17 protein-coding genes are annotated in these 16618 nt (G+C 70.2%); 2 read left to right on the forward strand and 15 right to left on the reverse strand.

The features are described 5' to 3' along the window. Positions 1-10: 10 nt before the first annotated feature. Positions 11-301, reverse strand: a complete 291-nt coding sequence (yajC, locus tag AL346_RS19605; protein WP_183316164.1) for a preprotein translocase subunit YajC — start codon at positions 299-301, stop codon at positions 11-13. 283 nt (positions 302-584) lie between these two features. Here yajC and AL346_RS19610 point away from each other — a divergent pair, with 283 nt between their 5' ends. Then, positions 585-1499 (forward strand): ATP-binding protein, encoded by a 915-nt coding sequence (locus tag AL346_RS19610; protein WP_019401892.1) that lies wholly within the window; start codon positions 585-587, stop codon positions 1497-1499. Between the two features lie 116 nt (positions 1500-1615). On the opposite strand, the gene AL346_RS19615 is transcribed toward AL346_RS19610, so the two are convergent. The 14 genes from AL346_RS19615 to AL346_RS19680 all read right to left on the reverse strand — a co-directional run bounded on the left by AL346_RS19615 (position 1616) and on the right by AL346_RS19680 (position 16113). Next, positions 1616-2806, reverse strand: coding sequence for a M23 family metallopeptidase (locus tag AL346_RS19615; protein ID WP_026015091.1), 1191 nt, complete (start codon positions 2804-2806; stop codon positions 1616-1618). Positions 2807-2942: 136 nt separating this feature from the next. Beyond that, positions 2943-3644: a protein-L-isoaspartate O-methyltransferase gene (locus tag AL346_RS19620; protein ID WP_019401890.1), complete on the reverse strand. Its 702-nt coding sequence runs from the start codon at positions 3642-3644 to the stop codon at positions 2943-2945. Beyond that, a complete protein-coding gene (surE, locus tag AL346_RS19625; protein WP_019401889.1) occupies positions 3625-4386 on the reverse strand; it encodes a 5'/3'-nucleotidase SurE in 762 nt (253 codons plus the stop codon). Before surE ends, AL346_RS19620 begins: the two co-directional genes overlap by 20 nt. Position 4387: 1 nt before the next feature. Continuing rightward, positions 4388-5671 (reverse strand): serine--tRNA ligase, encoded by a 1284-nt coding sequence (gene serS / locus AL346_RS19630; RefSeq protein ID WP_019401888.1) that lies wholly within the window; start codon positions 5669-5671, stop codon positions 4388-4390. Between the two features lie 55 nt (positions 5672-5726). After that, positions 5727-6515, reverse strand: coding sequence for a twin-arginine translocase subunit TatC (gene tatC, locus AL346_RS19635; protein WP_019401887.1), 789 nt, complete (start codon positions 6513-6515; stop codon positions 5727-5729). Further along, complete coding sequence (tatB, locus tag AL346_RS19640) at positions 6512-7186, reverse strand: Sec-independent protein translocase protein TatB (protein WP_019401886.1); 675 nt, start codon at positions 7184-7186, stop codon at positions 6512-6514. Before tatB ends, tatC begins: the two co-directional genes overlap by 4 nt. An 83-nt stretch (positions 7187-7269) precedes the next feature. After that, positions 7270-7521, reverse strand: a complete 252-nt coding sequence (locus tag AL346_RS19645; RefSeq protein ID WP_019401885.1) for a twin-arginine translocase TatA/TatE family subunit — start codon at positions 7519-7521, stop codon at positions 7270-7272. Between the two features lie 71 nt (positions 7522-7592). After that, the gene (locus AL346_RS19650; RefSeq protein ID WP_019401884.1) at positions 7593-8714 is read right to left on the reverse strand and encodes an ABC transporter ATP-binding protein; all 1122 of its coding nucleotides are present in this window, start codon (positions 8712-8714) and stop codon (positions 7593-7595) included. Between the two features lie 10 nt (positions 8715-8724). After that, positions 8725-9429, reverse strand: a complete 705-nt coding sequence (gene scpB / locus AL346_RS19655) for an SMC-Scp complex subunit ScpB (protein ID WP_019401883.1) — start codon at positions 9427-9429, stop codon at positions 8725-8727. Then, entirely contained in the window at positions 9426-10241 is an 816-nt protein-coding gene (locus AL346_RS19660; protein ID WP_026015089.1) for a ScpA family protein, read from the reverse strand. The genes scpB and AL346_RS19660 overlap by 4 nt, the downstream gene beginning before the upstream one ends. Positions 10242-10277: 36 nt before the next feature. After that, the gene (nagZ, locus tag AL346_RS19665; protein WP_019401881.1) at positions 10278-11324 is read right to left on the reverse strand and encodes a beta-N-acetylhexosaminidase; all 1047 of its coding nucleotides are present in this window, start codon (positions 11322-11324) and stop codon (positions 10278-10280) included. Positions 11325-11456: 132 nt separating this feature from the next. Then, entirely contained in the window at positions 11457-12956 is a 1500-nt protein-coding gene (locus AL346_RS19670; RefSeq protein WP_019401880.1) for an SPOR domain-containing protein, read from the reverse strand. Positions 12957-13084: 128 nt separating this feature from the next. Then, positions 13085-14845, reverse strand: a complete 1761-nt coding sequence (argS, locus tag AL346_RS19675; protein WP_019401879.1) for an arginine--tRNA ligase — start codon at positions 14843-14845, stop codon at positions 13085-13087. Between the two features lie 59 nt (positions 14846-14904). Next, positions 14905-16113: a deoxyguanosinetriphosphate triphosphohydrolase gene (locus tag AL346_RS19680; protein ID WP_019401878.1), complete on the reverse strand. Its 1209-nt coding sequence runs from the start codon at positions 16111-16113 to the stop codon at positions 14905-14907. 98 nt (positions 16114-16211) lie between these two features. On the opposite strand from AL346_RS19680, the gene erpA reads away from it, so the two are divergent. Then, the gene (gene erpA, locus AL346_RS19685) at positions 16212-16538 is read left to right on the forward strand and encodes an iron-sulfur cluster insertion protein ErpA (protein ID WP_026015087.1); all 327 of its coding nucleotides are present in this window, start codon (positions 16212-16214) and stop codon (positions 16536-16538) included. The last annotated feature ends 80 nt before the right edge of the window (positions 16539-16618 follow it).

The following is a 16618-nucleotide window of genomic DNA, read 5'->3' on the forward strand; positions in this document are numbered from 1 at the left end:
GCGGTATCGATCAGCTCTTCGTTGCCTCGGCCTTGACGGGCTCGGACTTGGAGCGAACCTCGGAAATCATGCCGCGGACGAGGCGCGCCTTGACGCCCTCGGCAATCTCCACCTCGATCTCGCCGTCGTCGACCACCTTGGTCACCTTGGCGACGAGGCCGCCCGAGGTGACGATGGTATCGCCGCGCCGCACGTTCTTGATCATCTCCTGGTGGGCCTTCACCCGCCGCTGCTGCGGCCGGATGATGAGGAACCACATGATGACGAAGATCAGGATGAACGGAACGAGCTGAATGAGCATGTCGCCCCCGCCGGCGGATCCGGCGGACTGAGCGAAGGCTGGCGTGATCACTGACTGACCTCCGGCGAGAAACCGCATCGCTGGCATGCATGCGGCGCAAAGGGTTATTAGAGCGCGCGGACTATAACGATGAGCCCGCCGAAAGCAAACCGCCTGCCACGACGGCACGCACGGCACCATCCCGCGTCGCTCCGGCGCGGCCGTCGCCGCCGTTTTCGCGGCGGGCGTCGGCGGCCGTCATGGCCCGCAACGACAAGTCTAACGAGGAAAGACAGGCCGAGGAATGCCCGCACAACCGCCCGCCCCACCGACTGCCGACAGCGCCGGCACGGACGCGCTCCTGTCGACGCTGACGCGCATCGCCGACGCCCTCGAGAGGATCGCGCCGCGCGCCGCGACGGCCCCCGACCTCCATGGGGCCGATGCCTTCGTCTGGCATCCCTCCCCGGCCCGGCTCGATCCCGTGCCGAAGGTCAACAGGGTCGACCTCGTCCTCCTGCGCGGCATCGACCGCATGCGTGACGTCCTGGCGGAGAACACCGAGCGTTTCGCCCGCGGCCTGCCGGCCAACAACGCGCTGCTCTGGGGCGCGCGCGGCATGGGCAAGTCCTCGCTCGTCAAGGCCATCCACGCCGAAACCAACGAGCGGCTCGCGAGCCGCGACGGCGAGCGGCCGCTGAAGCTCGTCGAGATCCACCGCGAGGACATCGAGAGCCTGCCGGCCCTGATGAGCCTGCTCAAGGCGGATCCGCACCGCTTCATCGTCTTCTGCGACGATCTGTCCTTCGACAGCGACGACACGTCCTACAAGTCCCTGAAGGCCGTCCTCGAAGGCGGCATCGAGGGACGCCCGCAGAACGTCATCTTCTACGCCACCTCCAACCGCCGCCACCTCTTGCCGCGCGACATGATGGAGAACGAGCGCTCGACGGCCATCAATCCCGGCGAGGCCGTGGAGGAGAAGGTCTCGCTGTCCGACCGCTTCGGCCTGTGGCTCGGCTTCCACAAGTGCAGCCAGGACGAATATCTCGACATGATCAACGGCTATGCCGCGCATTTCGGCCTCGCCTACGAGCCCGAGCGCCTGCGCGCCGAGGCGCTCGAATGGGCGACGACGCGCGGCGCCCGGTCCGGCCGCACGGCCTGGCAGTTCATCCAGGATCTCGCGGGCCGTCTCGGCGCCAGGCTCGACGCCTGAACAAAAGAAAACGGGCCCGGTGCGCACCGGGCCCGCCTCCTGTGATCGGCGCGGGGTCTCACGCGCGCCGATCATTTGACTGGATCATCATCGCCGCATCCGGCGCCGCGTCCGCCTCACAATCCCGCGAGATGCGGCATCGGATCGACGGGGCTCGATCCACGGCGCAGCTCGAAGTGCAGCTGCGGCGAGGAGACGTTGCCCGTCTGTCCGGACTTGGCGATGGTCTGACCGCGACGCACGCTCTCCCCGCGCTTGACGAGGAGCTCGCTGTTGTGAGCGTAGGCGCTCACCCAGCCGTTGTCGTGGCGAATAAGGATGAGATTGCCGTATCCCTTGAGCTCGCTGCCGGCGTAGGCCACCGTGCCGCCTTCGGCGGCCTTGACGGGCGTGCCCTCCGGCAGGGCGATGTTGATGCCCTCGTTGCCGCCCTTGCCGCCGAAGCCTGCGATGACGCGGCCGCGCGCCGGCCAGCGGAACTCGAGCCCGCCGGCGACCTCCGCCGGGTTGAGGCTCGCCGTCCGGGTCGGCTCCGACGCCTTCTCCTCGGGCTTGGCCGCCTGGGCCGCCGGGAGCGGCGACGGCACCGTCTTCACCTCCTGCGGCTTCGGCTCGGCCTTGGGCTCGAGCTTCGCCACCTGCACGGGCTTCTCGGCCACCGGCTCGGCCGTCTTGACCGGCGCCGTGGGGCGGGACGCCCGCGGCGGAGCCGGAACCGCCGCGGGGGCGGCGACGGGCACGGTATTGCCGGCGGAGGCGACCCTCACCGGCTGTGCCGCAGGCGGCGGGGCAGCGGCGACGGACGCCGCGCCGGGATTATAGACGGGAATGACGATCTGGCGGCCCGGGGTGATCTGCGATGCATTGGTCAGGCCGTTCGCCGCCAGGATGGCGGCCGTCGGCACGCCATAGCGGCCGGAGATGCTCGCGAGCGTGTCGCCGGTGCCGACGTAGACGGCGCTGCCGCCCTGCGCCGTCCATCCGTTCGCACTGCCCGTGACGGCCTGGGGTGCGCCGGTCGCCCGCACCGGCTGGGACGGCGGCACATAGGACGCCTGCTGCACGGGCTGCGTCGGCCGGTAGGTCGAGGCCATGCCGGGAGAGGAGAGCGGCTGGCTGGCGACGGGAGCGGGCGGCGAGGCCTGCACGCTGCCGGTCACGCCGGGGTCCTTGAAGGGGTTCGAGAACGGATCTTCCGTAAAGCGCATCACATCCGAGCTGCAGCCGGCCGCAACGCCCGCAACCAGGCTGACAGCAGCGAGGCGCACCAGGAGCCATGACTGCTCGTTGACAACGCTCTGACCCATTGAACCACCCACGAGAACGCAACGCATCTGGGGTGATTAAAAGGGATTCAGGTTAAGCAACCGTTGCGATATCAGCCACGGCAGCAACATCTTCGGTTGACCCACAGCCCGCGGGAACCGCTCCGCGGCGTGCCCGTCACAGCGCCCGCGCCAGCCCGCGCGCGAGCGGCGGCATGCGCGCCGGCTGCAGGGGCGTCTCGGCCAGTTCCCCATCGGCCCCGCGCTCGATCATGACGATGCGCGAGACGCCCTCCACGACACGCGCCGTCACCAGGCGCCCGCCCGGCGGCAGGGTCGACGTGAGCGCGGCCGGCGCAGCCGGCACGAGGCCGTTGAGGATGATGCGGTCGAAGGTGCCGCCGAGATTGCCGATGCCGAGACCATCGCCGGGCATGATGCGCACGTGCGACAGGCCGAGCGAGGCGATGCGCTCGGCCGCCGCGAGCGCCAGCGTGCGGAATCGCTCGATCGAGATGACCTCGCGCCCGAGATGGCCGAGCACCGCCGACAGATAGCCGGAGCCGGTGCCGATCTCGAGCACGCGGTGGTGCCGCTGCACGGCGAGCGCCTTCAGCATGGCGGCGATGATGCCGGGCGCCGTCATCGTCTGGCCGCACGGCAGCGGCAGCGACACGTCGGCCCGCGCGAGATCGGCGAAGCGCCGCGGCGCGAACATGTCCCGCGGCACGACCTCCATCGCCCTCAGCACCGCCGTGTCGCGGATGCCCTTCGCCCTGAGGCTCAGCAGGAAGGCGACCGTCTCCTCCGCGCCGGTCACCGGCCCGGCGTCGGCATCCGCTTCGTCGAGGGCGTCGGGATTACCCGAAAAGTCGCGCATAGCGCGTCATGGTCGGCTCGTGCGTCAGGTCGAGCTCGAGCGGGGTGATGGAGATGCGGTTCTCGGCGATGGCGCGCAGGTCCGTGCCGGCCCCCGCCTCCCTCTTCTCGCGGGCGAAGACCAGCCAGTAATAGGGATTGCCGCGCCCGTCATGACGCTCCTCGATGTTGAGAAGCGCCTGGTCGCGCCGCCCCTGCACCGTCACGGCCGTGCCCCTCACCTCGGGCGGCTCGCAGGCAGGGAAGTTGACGTTGACGAGGATGCCGGGCTCGATGCCCGCCTCGATCAGCCGGCGGATGATGCCCGGCGCATGCGCCCGGGCGCACTCCCACGGAATGGCCGCGCGCCCGTAGGAGCCATAGGCCTGCGACAGCGCGACCGACGGCACGCCGAGCAGCGTGCCCTCCATCGCCCCGGCGATGGTGCCGGAATAGGTCACGTCCTCAGCCACGTTCTGGCCGCGGTTGACGCCGGACAGGATCAGGTCGGGCGGATTGTCCTTCATCACGTGGCGCAGGCCCATGATGACGCAATCCGTCGGCGTGCCGCGCACGGCATAGTGGCGCTCGTTGACCATGCGCAGGCGCAGCGGATCATTCAGCGACAGCGAATGCGAGACGCCGCTCTGGTCCGTCTCCGGCGCGAAGATCCACAGGTCGTCGGAGAGCTCGCGGGCGATCTCCTCCAGCACCTTGAGGCCGGGAGCGTGGATGCCGTCGTCGTTCGTCAAAAGGATGCGCATGTCAGCCCGTCTTCCCGATTCGCGTGATCCCGCCCATGTAGCCCGCGAGGGCGGGAGGGACGGTGATGGAGCCGTCCTCGTTCTGCCACGTCTCCATGACGGCGATGAGCGCACGCCCGACAGCCGTGCCCGAGCCGTTGAGCGTGTGGACGAAGCGCGGCTCCTTCACGTCCTTCGGCCGGTAGCGGGCGCGCATGCGCCGGGCCTGGAAGTCGCCGCAGACCGAGCAGGACGAGATCTCGCGGTAGGCGCCCTGCCCCGGCAGCCACACCTCGATGTCGTAGGTCTTCTGCGAGGCGAAGCCCATGTCGCCGGTGCACAGCGTCACGACGCGGTAGTGCAGGTCGAGCTTCTTCAGCACGGCCTCGGCCGCCGCGAGCATGCGCTCGTGCTCCTCGGCGGAAGCTTCCGGCGTCGTGATCGACACGAGCTCGACCTTGGAGAACTGGTGCTGGCGCAGCATGCCGCGCGTGTCGCGCCCGGCCGAGCCGGCCTCGGAGCGGAAGCACGGCGTCAGCGCCGTGAAGCGCTTGGGCAGCTCCTCCTCGGAAAGGATTGATTCGCGGACGAGATTCGTCAGCGGCACCTCGGCCGTCGAGATCAGCCAGCGATCGTCCGTCGTCCGGAAGAGATCCTCCTCGAACTTCGGGAGCTGGCCGACGCCATAGACCGCCTCGTCGCGCACCAGGAGCGGCGGGCTCACCTCGGTATAGCCGTGCTCGCCCGTATGCAGGTCGATCATGAACTGGCCGATGGCGCGCTCGAGCCGGGCAAGCTGTCCCCTGAGCACCACGAAACGCGCGCCCGAGAGCTTGGCCGCGGCCTCGAAATCCATCTGGCCGAGCGCCTCGCCGAGGTCGAAATGTTCTTTCGGCTGAAAAGCATAGGCCCGCTTGTCGCCATGGCGGTGGCGCTCGACGTTGGCGCTCTCGTCCGGCCCGTCCGGCACGTCCGCCTTGGGCAGGTTGGGGATGGCGGCGAGCGCGGCGTCGAGCTCGGCGATGGCGGCGCGCTCGGCCGTCTCGCCGGTCTGCATCGCCTCCTTGAGCGCGGCGACCTCCGCCATCAGGGCCTCGGCCCGCGCCTCGTCCTTCGCCTTCTTCGCCTCGCCGATCTCGCGCGAGAGGGCATTGCGCCGCTCCTGCGCGGCCTGCAGCCCGGTGATGACGGACCGGCGCTTCTCGTCGAGCGCGATCAGGGCCTCGGCCTGGGCCGGGAGGCCGCGGCGGGCGAGGCCGTCGTCGAAGGCTTGCGGGTTCTCGCGAATGAAACGGATATCGTGCATGGCAATCCGGACCGGCCGATGGACGAGGCAGCGGCCGCTCCGGCGGGGATTGCCGTCAGGCCGCCTCGCGCGCGGCCTCGGCTTCCGCGCGCTTCTTCTCGACCATGCGGACCGAGAAGATGGAAGCCTCGTAAAGGAGCAGCGTCGGCAGGGCAAGGGCGAGCTGGCTGATGACGTCGGGCGGCGTCAGAAGGGCGGCCAGCACGAAGACGAGCACGATGGCGTAGCGCCGCTTGTCCTTCAGGAAGGCGCTGTCGATGAGCCCGGCCCGCGCCAGCAGCGTCAGGACGACGGGCAGCTGGAAGCAGATGCCGAAGGCGAAGATCAGCGTCATGATGAGCGACAGGTATTCGCTCACCTTCGGCAGCAGCGTGATCGCGGCCTGGCCGGCCTCGGCGAACTGCTGCTGGCCGATCGAGAAACGCATCACGATCGGCATGGCGATGAAGAAGACCACCGCCGCGCCGAGCAGGAAGAAGATCGGCGTCGCAACGAGATAGGGCAGGAAGGCGTCGCGCTCGTTCTTGTAGAGGCCCGGCGCCACGAACATGTAGATCTGCGCCGCCACCACGGGGAAGGACAGGAAGGCGGCGCCGAACAGCGCGATCTTGATCTGCGTGAACAGATATTCGAGCGGCGCCGTGTAGATCAGCTGGATCTGCGCCTCCGGCCCGGCCGCGAAGATATAGGGCCAGATGAGGACGTTGTAGATCTGCTTCGCGAAGAGGAAGCTGAGGAAGAACGTCGCGAGGAAGGCGATGAGCGACTTGATGAGCCGCGAGCGCAGCTCGATCAGGTGCTCCATCAGGGGGGCGCGCGTTGCGTCGATGTCTTCCTGGCTCATGCTTCGCCCCCGTCAGCCGGAGACGCGACGGCCTTCTTCGTGGTGGTGGACCGGGCCTTCGATGCCGCCGGCTTGGCGGTTGCCCCCTCCCCGCCGGCTGCCTTCGGCTTCGCGGCAGCCGCCTTGCCCGCGCGGGGCTTCGGGGCTGACTTCGAATCTGTCGCCTTGGCTTCGGTCTTGGGTTCGGAGGTCTTGGGCGCCGCGCTGGCGGCGGCCTTCGTCCCGCGCCTCGGTTTCGGCGCCGGCTCGGCCCCTGGCGCCGCTGCGATCGCCTTAGCGGGATCGGGCGCGGCCGGAAGGTCCGGCGGCGGCAGATCGACCGGAGCGGGTGCTGTTCCGGCGCCTTCCTTGGCGGCCGGGTCTTCCTTGGCGACGGTGCCCGCGCCCTCGATGGCGTTCTTGATCTCGTTGCGCGCCGTCTCGATGGGGTTGAACGGCTTGTCGAAGGCGGAGGTCACATCCTTGACGCTCTCGACGTTGCGCCGGATCTCGTCGAGCTCGGCCTCGCGCATGGCTTCGTTGAACTGGCCTTGGAACTCGCCGGCCATGCGCCGGATCTTCGCCGTCATCTGCCCGATGGCGCGCAGCGTGCGCGGCAGGTCGCGCGGACCGATGACGATGAGCGCGATCGCCCCGACGATGAGAAGCTCGCTCCAACCGATGTCGAACATGGCGCGCTCAGTTGCCTGCGTCACGAAGCCGGCGGGATGCTCGCGGCATCCCGGCCGGACCTGTTACACGCGATTGTCCCGGATCAACCGGCCTTGCGCTCGCTCGACTTCGCGTCGACCTCGGCCGTCGGCGTCGCCTTGTGCTCGATGACCTTGCCCTTGTCGGACGCCGGCGAGGCCGCAGGCTCGCTGGTGTCGTCCTCGGCCATGCCCTTCTTGAAGGCTTTGATGCCCTTCGCGACGTCACCCATCATCTCTGAAATCTTGCCGCGCCCGAAGAGCAGCAGAACGACCAGACCGACGACAATCCAATGCCAGATGCTTGCGCCACCCATAACCTGTTTCTCCACGCGCCGTCCCGGCGTCTTCACGCGCCACGCAGCGCTCTCCCAACTTCGTCCCGAAACTAGGCTCCCACCGCGGCGAAAACAAGAACTTCGTCAGGCATGATCGTCACACCCACGTCCTGCCCTTCGTGGAACGGCCCGCCGTTGCGCAACCGGGCCTGCAACGGCCGTTCGAGGCCGTCGAGCGAAATGTGCAGAAGATCGACCTCGCCGAGGAAACACCGCATCGTGATCCGCCCCGGTATGCCTTCGCCGGGCGGGCCGACGGCGATGCCCTGCGGCCGCACGCAGACGACGGCCGACCCCTCGGGCTCTCCGGGCGCCGGGAAGGCGCCGAGCGGCGTCATGACGGTTCCCGCCTTCACGTCTCCCGGCAGCTCGTTGAAATCGCAGAAGAAACGCGCCGCGAACAACGACTGCGGCCGGCGATAGAGCTCTTCCGCCGTGCCGACCTGCTCCACCTTGCCGCCGCGCATGAGGACGATGCGGTCGGCGATGCGCATCGCCTCCTCCGGGTCGTGCGTGACGACGATGGCCGTTGCCCCCGTCTCGCGCATCAGGGCCACGGTCTCGTCGCGGATCGCGTCGCGCATGCGCCGGTCGAGGTTGGAGAACGGCTCGTCCATGAGCAGGATGCCGGGGCGCGGCGCCACGGCCCGTGCGAGGGCCACGCGCTGCTGCTCGCCGCCCGACAGCATGTGGGGATAGTCCTCCGCATAGCGGTCGAGCCCGACGCGGGCGAGCGCACGGCGCGCCACCTTCTCGGCCTCCGCCGGCGGCATCCGCCGCAGCCCGAACATGACGTTGCGCAGGTTCGTCAGGTGCGGGAACAACGCGTAGTCCTGGAACATCAGGCCGACGCCGCGCGCCTCCGGCTCGACGAAGGCGCTCGGCCCTGCCACCTCCTGCCCGTCGAGCACCACCCGGCCGGCCGTCGGTCGCTCGATGCCGGCGGCGATGCGCAGCAGCGTCGTCTTGCCGCAGCCCGAATGGCCGAGCAGCCCCACGATCTCGCCGGGGTCCGCCGCCAGCGACACGCCCGACAGCGCCGCCACCTCGCCATAGGCCTGGTGCACGTCCTCGATGCTGAGCGAGGACGGAAAGGCCGCCCCCGCCGTGCCGCGCGGCCCCCATTCCCGCCAGGGCCACCGCACCGGCTCACGCATCACGCTGTCGCTCATCACCCATCCGTCACTGGTCACTGTCCGTCAGCGGCTCGTCCGCATCCGGCTCCCTCAGGAGGAAGAGGTCCTCCTCCAGCGGATCCTCATCGTCGCGAAGGCCCGGCGCGTCGCTCGGCATCGGCACGGAGAAGCCCGACGGCAGGCGCCCCTCGAAGAAGCCCGCCCCCTTGAGTTCGTCAAGCCCGGGCAGGTCATCGATGCCCTCGAGGCCGAAATGCGACAGGAAGGCCGGCGTGGTGCCGTAGGTCACCGGCCGGCCGGGCGTGCGGCGCCGGCCGCGCAGGCGCACCCATCCGGTCTCGAGCAGCAGGTCGAGCGTGCCGCGCGAGGTGGCGACGCCGCGGATGTCCTCGATCTCGGCCCGCGTCACGGGCTGGTGATAGGCGATGATCGCGAGCGTCTCGAGCGCCGCGCGCGAGAGCTTCTTCGGCTCGGCCAGCTCGCGCGCCAGCAGATACGACAGGTCCGAGGCGGTGCGGAACATCCAGCCCTGCGCCACCCGCCGCAGGTTGACCCCGCGCCCGGCATAGAGGTGCTGCAGCCGGTCGAGCACGGCCGCGACATCCGTCCCCTTCGGCAGGCGCTCGGCGATGGCCGCCTCGCTCACCGGCTCGCGCGAGGCGAAGAGCAGCGCCTCGGCGATGCGCAGCGCCTGGACGAAGGCTTCGGCAGCCTCGTCGTGCCGGTCGAGGCGCTCGACATTGGCGCTCATGCCGCCCCGCCTTCCCCGCTGTCGGGCCGCCTCCCGCCGGCACGCCGGCGGATCCACAGCGGCGCGAAGGCGCCGTCCTGGCGCAGGTCGAGCACGCCTTCGCGCACCATCTCGAGGGTGGCCGACAGGGCCGAGGCGCGCACCGTGGCCTGCATGCCGGGCGCCGCGACATAGGCGATGAGGTACTCGTCCAGCGCCGTCCAGTCCTGCGCGCCGCCGACGAGCCGCTCCAGCGCCTCGCGCGCCTCCACCAGCGACCAGACGAAGCGCTTGCGCAGCGTCACGCGGGCGTTCGCCGCCTTCTGGCGCTGGCGGGCATAGGCGTCGAGCAGGTCGTAGAGCGTCGCATCCCAGGTCGGCCGCGCCACCACCGCCATCGGCTCGGGCGCCCCGCGGGCGAAGACGTCGCGGCCGAGCTGGTCGAGGTCCGACAGCCGGCGCGCGGCGGCGCGGATGGCTTCGAGCCGCTGCAGGCGCAGGGTCAGGGCGCTCGCGAGGTCGGCCGCGCTCGGCTCATCCCCCTTCGGCTTCTCGGGCAGCAGCAGGCGGGACTTGAGATAGGCGAGCCAGGCCGCCATGACGAGATAGTCCGCGGCGAGCTCCAGGCGAAGGCGCCGCGCCTCCTCGATGAAGACGATGTACTGCTCCGCGAGGGCGAGGATCGAGATGCGCGCGAGATCGACCTTCTGCCGGCGCGCGAGCTCGAGCAGCAGATCGAGCGGGCCCTCGAAACCATCGACGTCGACGATCAGGGCAGGCTCGCTCGTGCCGCGCTCGGCAACCTCCTCGAAGGGCAATTCGGCAATAGACATCAATCAACCGTTGTGCGGGCGATTCTCCGGCCCGAATCAAGTTTCGGCGCCGGCGCTCCCCATGGCAAGCGCGGACTTCAGCCGCTCCCGGCCCTCCGCCACATCGAAGGGCTCCGGCTCGTGCGCCAGGCGTGCGAGCGCCGCCGCGGCACGCAGCCGCGCCGCCCCGGCGAGGGTCGGCACCACCTCGGCCACCGCTTTCATCTCCTCGAGCCTGCCGTTGCAATGCAGAACGATGTCGCAGCCGGCGCGGCTCGCGGCGCGCGCGCGCTCGCCGATGGTGCCGGCGAGCGCATTCATGGAGATGTCGTCGCTCATCAGCAGGCCGCCGAAACCGATCTCGCCGCGGATCACCTCGCCGATCACGCGGCGCGAGACCGTCGCCGGCCGGCGCGGATCGAGGGCGCGGTAGATGATGTGCGCCGACATGGCGAGCGGCATGTCCGCCAGCACCCGGAACGGCAGGAAGTCGCTCGCGGAGAGCTCCTCGCGCGCCGCCTCGACCACCGGCAGGGCGTGGTGGCTGTCCGCATTGCCGCGGCCGTGGCCGGGAACGTGCTTGACGACCGGCAGCACGCCGCCAGCAAGGAGCCCTTCCGCGCAGGCACGACCGAGCACGGCCACCTCGCGCGCGTCGCGCCCGTAGGCCCGGTCGCCGATGACGCTGTCGGCCCCGGGCACCGGCACGTCGAGCACCGGCATGCAATCGACGGTGATGCCGACGGTCCGGAGGTCGTGCGCGATGAGCCTCGCCCCGAGCCGCGCCACCTCGCGCCTGAGCAGGAAGTCGTTGGCCGGCAGGCGGCCGAAGGCCGCGGCGGGCGGATAGGCCGGCCAGTGCGGCGGGCCGAGCCTTTGCACGCGCCCGCCCTCCTGGTCGACGAGCACCGGCGCATCGGCGCGCCCGACGCTCTCGCGCAGGGCGTCCGTCAGCCGCCGCACCTGGTCCGGCGTTTCGACGTTGCGCCGAAAGAGGATGAAGCCCCAGGGCTGCGCCTCGCGGAAGAAGGCCGCCTCGTCCGGGCCGAGCACGTGGCCGGCACAGCCGGCGATAAAGGCCTTGATCGCCGTCATGTCCGGCATCTCGTCACAGCAGGGATGATCATGCCGCCGGGTCTAGCCCAATACGATCGGCCGAAAAAGTGCGGCCATTACGCAAAAGCGATGCGGCGGCCACCGGGGCCGCCGCATGGATGCTGACGATCGGTCGTCGCGTCAGTTGCGGGCCACGAAGCAGTCGCCGCCCTGGGACTGCAGCGAGGAGCACAGGTTCGTCGCCTCGTCGTGGCTCATGGGGCCGACGCGCAGGCGATAGACCGTGCGCTCGCCGACCTGCGCCCGCCGGATCATCGGCTCGAAGCTGCCGAGATCGCCATAGCGGCGCTGCAGCTGGGCGAAGGATTCGCGCGCCGCGGCCTCGCTGGGCCGTGCCGCGAGCTGCACCGCGAAATCGCCGCCACGCGGCGCCACCGCAGCCGCCGGGCGCGTGTCGGGCGCCGGCACCGCGGGCTCCGCCGCCGCGACGCGCGCGGGCTGGGTCGGCTGGGGCGCCTGCGGCACGATCGGCAACGGCGCCGGCCGCTGCGCCGGCTGCCGGGGCGGTTCCGCCGCCTGCGGCGCGGGCTCCGGCGCGGAAGGCGTCACCGCCGCCATCTCGGGCGCCGGAACGCTCTCCTGCTGCTGCGCCACGGGCTCCGCCCGTGCTGGAGCGGGCTGCCCGGTGCCGATCACGCTGCCGTCGGGCCGCACGGCGACCGTCTTCACGCGACGGGGCTCGGCGAGCCCTGGGATCGCCTGGCTGGCCTCGAGCCCCTCCGGCATCGTCAGGCGCAGATCGTCGACCGCCGGCTGTGCATCGGGCCCGCCGCCGCCGTTGGCGCTCAGCAGCGCATTGACGTCGACCGGCTGCTCCGACTGGCGCACGACATTCGCATCCGCCGGCTTCTTGGCGGCATCGGCGCGCTCGTAGATCTGCTTGTTCTGGTTGGGAATATCGACGCCGCCGGGGTTCTGCGGCGCGATCTTGGCCGGCTCGGCGGCAGCCTTGATCAGCGGCGGCTCGCCTCCAGTGCCGCCCTCCCCGCCCGTGTAGTTGAGCGCCAGGGCGACCCCGGCGGCCGCCATGGCGAAGACCGACGCCACCGCGATCAGGCCCTTGCGGCTGCGCCTCGGCGTCGCGGGCTCCTCGTCGCCCTCGTCGGCATAGCCGTCCTCGGCGTAGCCCTGGTCGATGTCGAACGAGCGCGGGTCATAGGCGCTGACCGGCACCGGCTCGTAATCGTCCTCGTCCGCATGGTGCGGCGGATGTGCAGCGGCTCGTCCCGCCGGCGCGCCCCAGTCGTCCTGCCGGTAGCCGTCGAAGTCCCCGGCCGCGCCGCCCTGCGGCGGCAGCGTGGAAGCATCCCCGAGCAGCGCCTTTTCGAAGGCCGCCTCGAAGGGATCGGCCGTCGGCATGGCGACGGGAGCGGCCTCCTGCTGCGTCCCGCGCAGCGGCACGTCGCCGAAGTCGAAGGCCGGCTCAGTCCGCTGTGGCGCCAGGCGCTGGGGCGCGGCGCTGAGGAGGTCGCGGAAGGGATCGTCCTGCCCGACGATGCGCGCGAGTTCCGCGAGCGGATCATCTGCCCGGGGGCCGCGCTCATCCTTGGGCGACTGGCGCAATTGCCGCTCCAGGTCGTCGAGATCGAGCAGGAAGCGTGATTTCGCTGTTTCGTTCATGGGCCTGTCCGCACTCCATGCGCCGACCGCCCATGCAGCCGCACGCAGACCATGACCAGTGCGCCGATCACTCGACCAGCCGACGCGCACCGGCCCCCATGCCTACGGCAGCGCGACGCAGGTCGCGTTCAACGCATCTCTTCGGGCGCGGCCACACCGAGCACCGCAAGCCCCGACGCAAGGATCGACCGCACCGCATGCACGAGCGCCAGCCTCGCCAGGGTCGACTTTCGATCGGTTTGATTAACAAACCGTAATTGGGGCGACTCCTTGCCGCGGTTCCATAGACTATGGAACGCGCTGGCGAGATCGTGCAGGTAGAACGCCACCCGGTGCGGCTCATGCGACGCCGCCGCACTCTCGATCACGCGCGGATACTGCGCGATCTGCCTGACGAGATCAATCTCCGCCGCATCGTCGAGAATGGCGAGATCTGCACGCGACAGCGCCGCCCCGCTCGCATCGAGACCGGGAAAGGCCTCCGCCCCCTGGCGGAACACCGATGCGCAGCGCGCGTGCGCATATTGCACGTAGAAGACCGGATTGTCCTTCGACTGCTCGACCACCTTGGCGAGGTCGAAGTCGAGCGGCGCGTCGTTCTTGCGGAAGAGCATCATGAAGCGCACCGCGTCGCGGCCGACCTCGTCGATGACTTCGCGCAGGGTGACGAAATCACCCGCCCGCTTCGACATCTTCACCGGCTCGCCGGCGCGCAGCAGCTTGACGAGCTGGCACAGGAGCGCGACGACCGCGAGCTCCTCGCCGCCGATGGCCCGGCCGACCGCCTGCAGACGCTTCACATAGCCGCCGTGGTCGGCACCGAGCACGTAGATGAGCTCGCGGAAGCCGCGCTCGTACTTGTCGCGCATATAGGCGACGTCGGCGGCGAAATAGGTGTAGCTGCCGTCCGACTTCATGAGCGGCCGGTCGATGTCGTCGCCGACGTCGGTCGCGCGGAAGAGCAGCTGCTCGCGGTCCTCCCAGTCCTCCGGCAGCTGGCCCTTCGGCGGCGGCACGCGCCCGCGGTAGACATAGCCGCGCCCTTCGAGGCTCGCGATCGTCTCGGCGATGGCGCCGCCGTTCTTGCCGTGCAGGGTGCGCTCGGAGAAGAAGACGTCGTGGACGACGCCGAGCGCGGCGAGATCGTCGCGGATCATCGCCATCATGGCGTCGATGGCCGCATCGCGCACGATCGGCAGCCACGCGGCCTCGTCCATGTCGACGAGGCTCGCCCCGTGGCGCTCCTTCAGCGCCTCGCCGACCGGCTTGAGATAATCGCCCGGGTAGAGCCCCTCGGGAATGGCGCCGATGTCCTCGCCGAGCGCCTCGCGATAGCGCAGGAAGGCGGAACGGGCGAGGACCTCGATCTGCGCGCCGGCGTCGTTGATGTAATATTCGCGCGTCACCTCGTGCCCGGCGAAGGCCAGGAGCCCGGCGAGCGCATCGCCGAAGACGGCGCCGCGGCCATGGCCGACATGCATGGGCCCGGTGGGGTTCGCCGAGACATATTCGACGTTGACCGGCTTGCCGGTCCTCGCCGCTCCTCGGCCGAAATCGGTGCCGAGGCCGGCGACCGCCCGCAGCACGTCCTGGTAGACGGCGGGCGCAAGGCGCAGGTTGATGAAGCCCGGCCCCGCGATCTCGACGGCGGTGACGCCCTCCTCCCGCTGCAGCTCCTCGGCGACGAGGGCCGCGAGCGCGCGCGGATTGGTGCCGGCGGGCTTGGCGAGCACCATGGCGGCATTGGTGGCGAGGTCGCCGTGGGCGGGATCGCGCGGCGGCTCGACGACGACGCGCGACAGATCGAGCCCCTCAGGCAGCTTGCCCGCGGCGACGAGCCGCTCGATCGCGCCGGCGAGGCGGCGCTGGTACGCGTCGAAGATGTTCATGGCCGTCCTTGAGACAACATAAGCCGCGCCGACAGGGGCGCCCTTCCGAAGGCGGCGCCCTAGCGCAATTCCGGTGTTGCGTCAAACAGGCGGCGGTGCTCCTGCAGGGCATAGCCGTCCGTCATGCCGGCGATATAGTCCGCGACGCGCCGGGCGACGCGCGGCTCCTCCTCCCGGGCCCGGTCGACCCGCCATTCCTCCGGCATCAGCTGCGGCTCGCGCAGGAACTTGCCGAAAAGATCGCGCACCACCGCCTCCGCCTCCCGCCGCACGCGCATGACGCGCTGATGGCGGTACATGTTCGGGTAGAGGAAGCCCTTGATGGCCTCGTCGGCCGCCGCCATGGCCGGCGAGAAGGCGACGACCTGCAAGCCCGCCCGGCGGATGGCATCCGCATCGGCCGGGGCGAGGCGCGCCAGGCGCCGGCCGCTCTCGGCGATCACATCCTCGACAAAACGGGTGATCACCCGGCGCACGAGTTCGTGAATGACGCGCGGGCGTTCGAGCCCCGGATAGCGGCGGGCGATGTCGTCGAGCAGCTCGGCCAGGAACGGCACCGCCCTCAGGTCGCCGAGCGCGAAGAGCTCGGCCCTGAGGCCATCGTCGATGTCGTGCGCGTCATAGGCGATGTCGTCGGCGATGGCGGCGGCCTGCGCCTCGCCGCCGGCATGGGTCGCGAGCCACAGGTCGTGGCGCTCGTTGTATTCCGTGATGGCGCCCGGCACGCCGCACTCACCATAGCGGCCGAAGGGCCGGCCGTCCGCATCGACGAGCGGGCCATTGTGCTTGACGAGCCCCTCGAGCGTCTCCCAGGTCAGGTTGAGACCGTCGAAGGTGGCATAGCGCCGCTCGAGCCGGGTGACGATGCGCAGGGCCTGGGCGTTGTGGTCGAAACCGCCGAAGCCCTCCATGCAGGCATCGAGCGCGTCCTCGCCCGTATGGCCGAAGGGCGTATGGCCGAGGTCGTGCGAGAGGGCGAGCGCCTCGGCGAGATCCTCGTCGAGCCCCAGCGAACGGGCGATGGCGCGGGCGATCTGGCTCACCTCGATGGAGTGGGTGAGCCGCGTGCGGTAGTGGTCGCCCTCGTGATAGACGAAGACCTGCGTCTTGTGCTTCAGGCGGCGGAAGGCCGTGGAATGGATGATGCGGTCGCGGTCGCGCTGGAACTCGCTGCGCGTCGGCGACGTCTCTTCCCGGATCAGCCGGCCGCGGCTCGCCGCCGGATCGCAGGCATAGGGTGCGCGCCAACGCTCGCCGTGCGCTTGCATGTCTGGCTCCCTGTTGCGGCGGACGCCGACCGCACTTACCTTTTCAGTGAATGGCGAGGCAAGCCTCGCGGCACGGATATGAACGGATCTTGCCTGATATGTCGGCAATTACTGTGACGGAGCGCGCCGCCAGGCGCATCAACGAGGTGCTGAAGGGGGAACCCGAAGGCAGCATGCTGCGCATCAGCGTCAACGGCGGCGGCTGCTCGGGCTTCCAGTACGCCTTCGATATCGAGCGCAACAGCAGCGACGACGACGTGATCGTGGAGCGCGACGGCGCGGCCGTCGTCGTCGATTCCGTCTCCCTGCAATATATCGACGGCTCGGTGGTCGATTTCGTCGACGACCTCATCGGCCAGTCCTTCAAGATCGAGAACCCGCACGCCACCGCCTCCTGCGGCTGCGGCACGTCCTTCTCGCTCTGATCCGACGCCCCCTGCCGGCGGGCGGACAATCTCGACGCGAGCCGGCACAGCGGCGTGCGGACGACGCTGCGCTGGCGCAC

The organism is Chelatococcus sp. CO-6 (genome assembly GCF_001271345.1).
In the GTDB taxonomy this organism is placed as follows: domain Bacteria; phylum Pseudomonadota; class Alphaproteobacteria; order Rhizobiales; family Beijerinckiaceae; genus Chelatococcus_A; species Chelatococcus_A caeni.

What these genes read in the sequence shown, in the direction of transcription:
- yajC (WP_183316164.1), bottom strand. Translation starts at nt 301, where the DNA reads ATGCTCATTCAGCTCGTTCCGTTCATCCTGATCTTCGTCATCATGTGG.
- AL346_RS19610 (WP_019401892.1), top strand. Translation starts at nt 585, where the DNA reads ATGCCCGCACAACCGCCCGCCCCACCGACTGCCGACAGCGCCGGCACG.
- AL346_RS19615 (WP_026015091.1), bottom strand. Translation starts at nt 2,806, where the DNA reads ATGGGTCAGAGCGTTGTCAACGAGCAGTCATGGCTCCTGGTGCGCCTC.
- AL346_RS19620 (WP_019401890.1), bottom strand. Translation starts at nt 3,644, where the DNA reads ATGCGCGACTTTTCGGGTAATCCCGACGCCCTCGACGAAGCGGATGCC.
- surE (WP_019401889.1), bottom strand. Translation starts at nt 4,386, where the DNA reads ATGCGCATCCTTTTGACGAACGACGACGGCATCCACGCTCCCGGCCTC.
- serS (WP_019401888.1), bottom strand. Translation starts at nt 5,671, where the DNA reads ATGCACGATATCCGTTTCATTCGCGAGAACCCGCAAGCCTTCGACGAC.
- tatC (WP_019401887.1), bottom strand. Translation starts at nt 6,515, where the DNA reads ATGAGCCAGGAAGACATCGACGCAACGCGCGCCCCCCTGATGGAGCAC.
- tatB (WP_019401886.1), bottom strand. Translation starts at nt 7,186, where the DNA reads ATGTTCGACATCGGTTGGAGCGAGCTTCTCATCGTCGGGGCGATCGCG.
- AL346_RS19645 (WP_019401885.1), bottom strand. Translation starts at nt 7,521, where the DNA reads ATGGGTGGCGCAAGCATCTGGCATTGGATTGTCGTCGGTCTGGTCGTT.
- AL346_RS19650 (WP_019401884.1), bottom strand. Translation starts at nt 8,714, where the DNA reads ATGAGCGACAGCGTGATGCGTGAGCCGGTGCGGTGGCCCTGGCGGGAA.
- scpB (WP_019401883.1), bottom strand. Translation starts at nt 9,429, where the DNA reads ATGAGCGCCAATGTCGAGCGCCTCGACCGGCACGACGAGGCTGCCGAA.
- AL346_RS19660 (WP_026015089.1), bottom strand. Translation starts at nt 10,241, where the DNA reads ATGTCTATTGCCGAATTGCCCTTCGAGGAGGTTGCCGAGCGCGGCACG.
- nagZ (WP_019401881.1), bottom strand. Translation starts at nt 11,324, where the DNA reads ATGCCGGACATGACGGCGATCAAGGCCTTTATCGCCGGCTGTGCCGGC.
- AL346_RS19670 (WP_019401880.1), bottom strand. Translation starts at nt 12,956, where the DNA reads ATGAACGAAACAGCGAAATCACGCTTCCTGCTCGATCTCGACGACCTG.
- argS (WP_019401879.1), bottom strand. Translation starts at nt 14,845, where the DNA reads ATGAACATCTTCGACGCGTACCAGCGCCGCCTCGCCGGCGCGATCGAG.
- AL346_RS19680 (WP_019401878.1), bottom strand. Translation starts at nt 16,113, where the DNA reads ATGCAAGCGCACGGCGAGCGTTGGCGCGCACCCTATGCCTGCGATCCG.
- erpA (WP_026015087.1), top strand. Translation starts at nt 16,212, where the DNA reads ATGTCGGCAATTACTGTGACGGAGCGCGCCGCCAGGCGCATCAACGAG.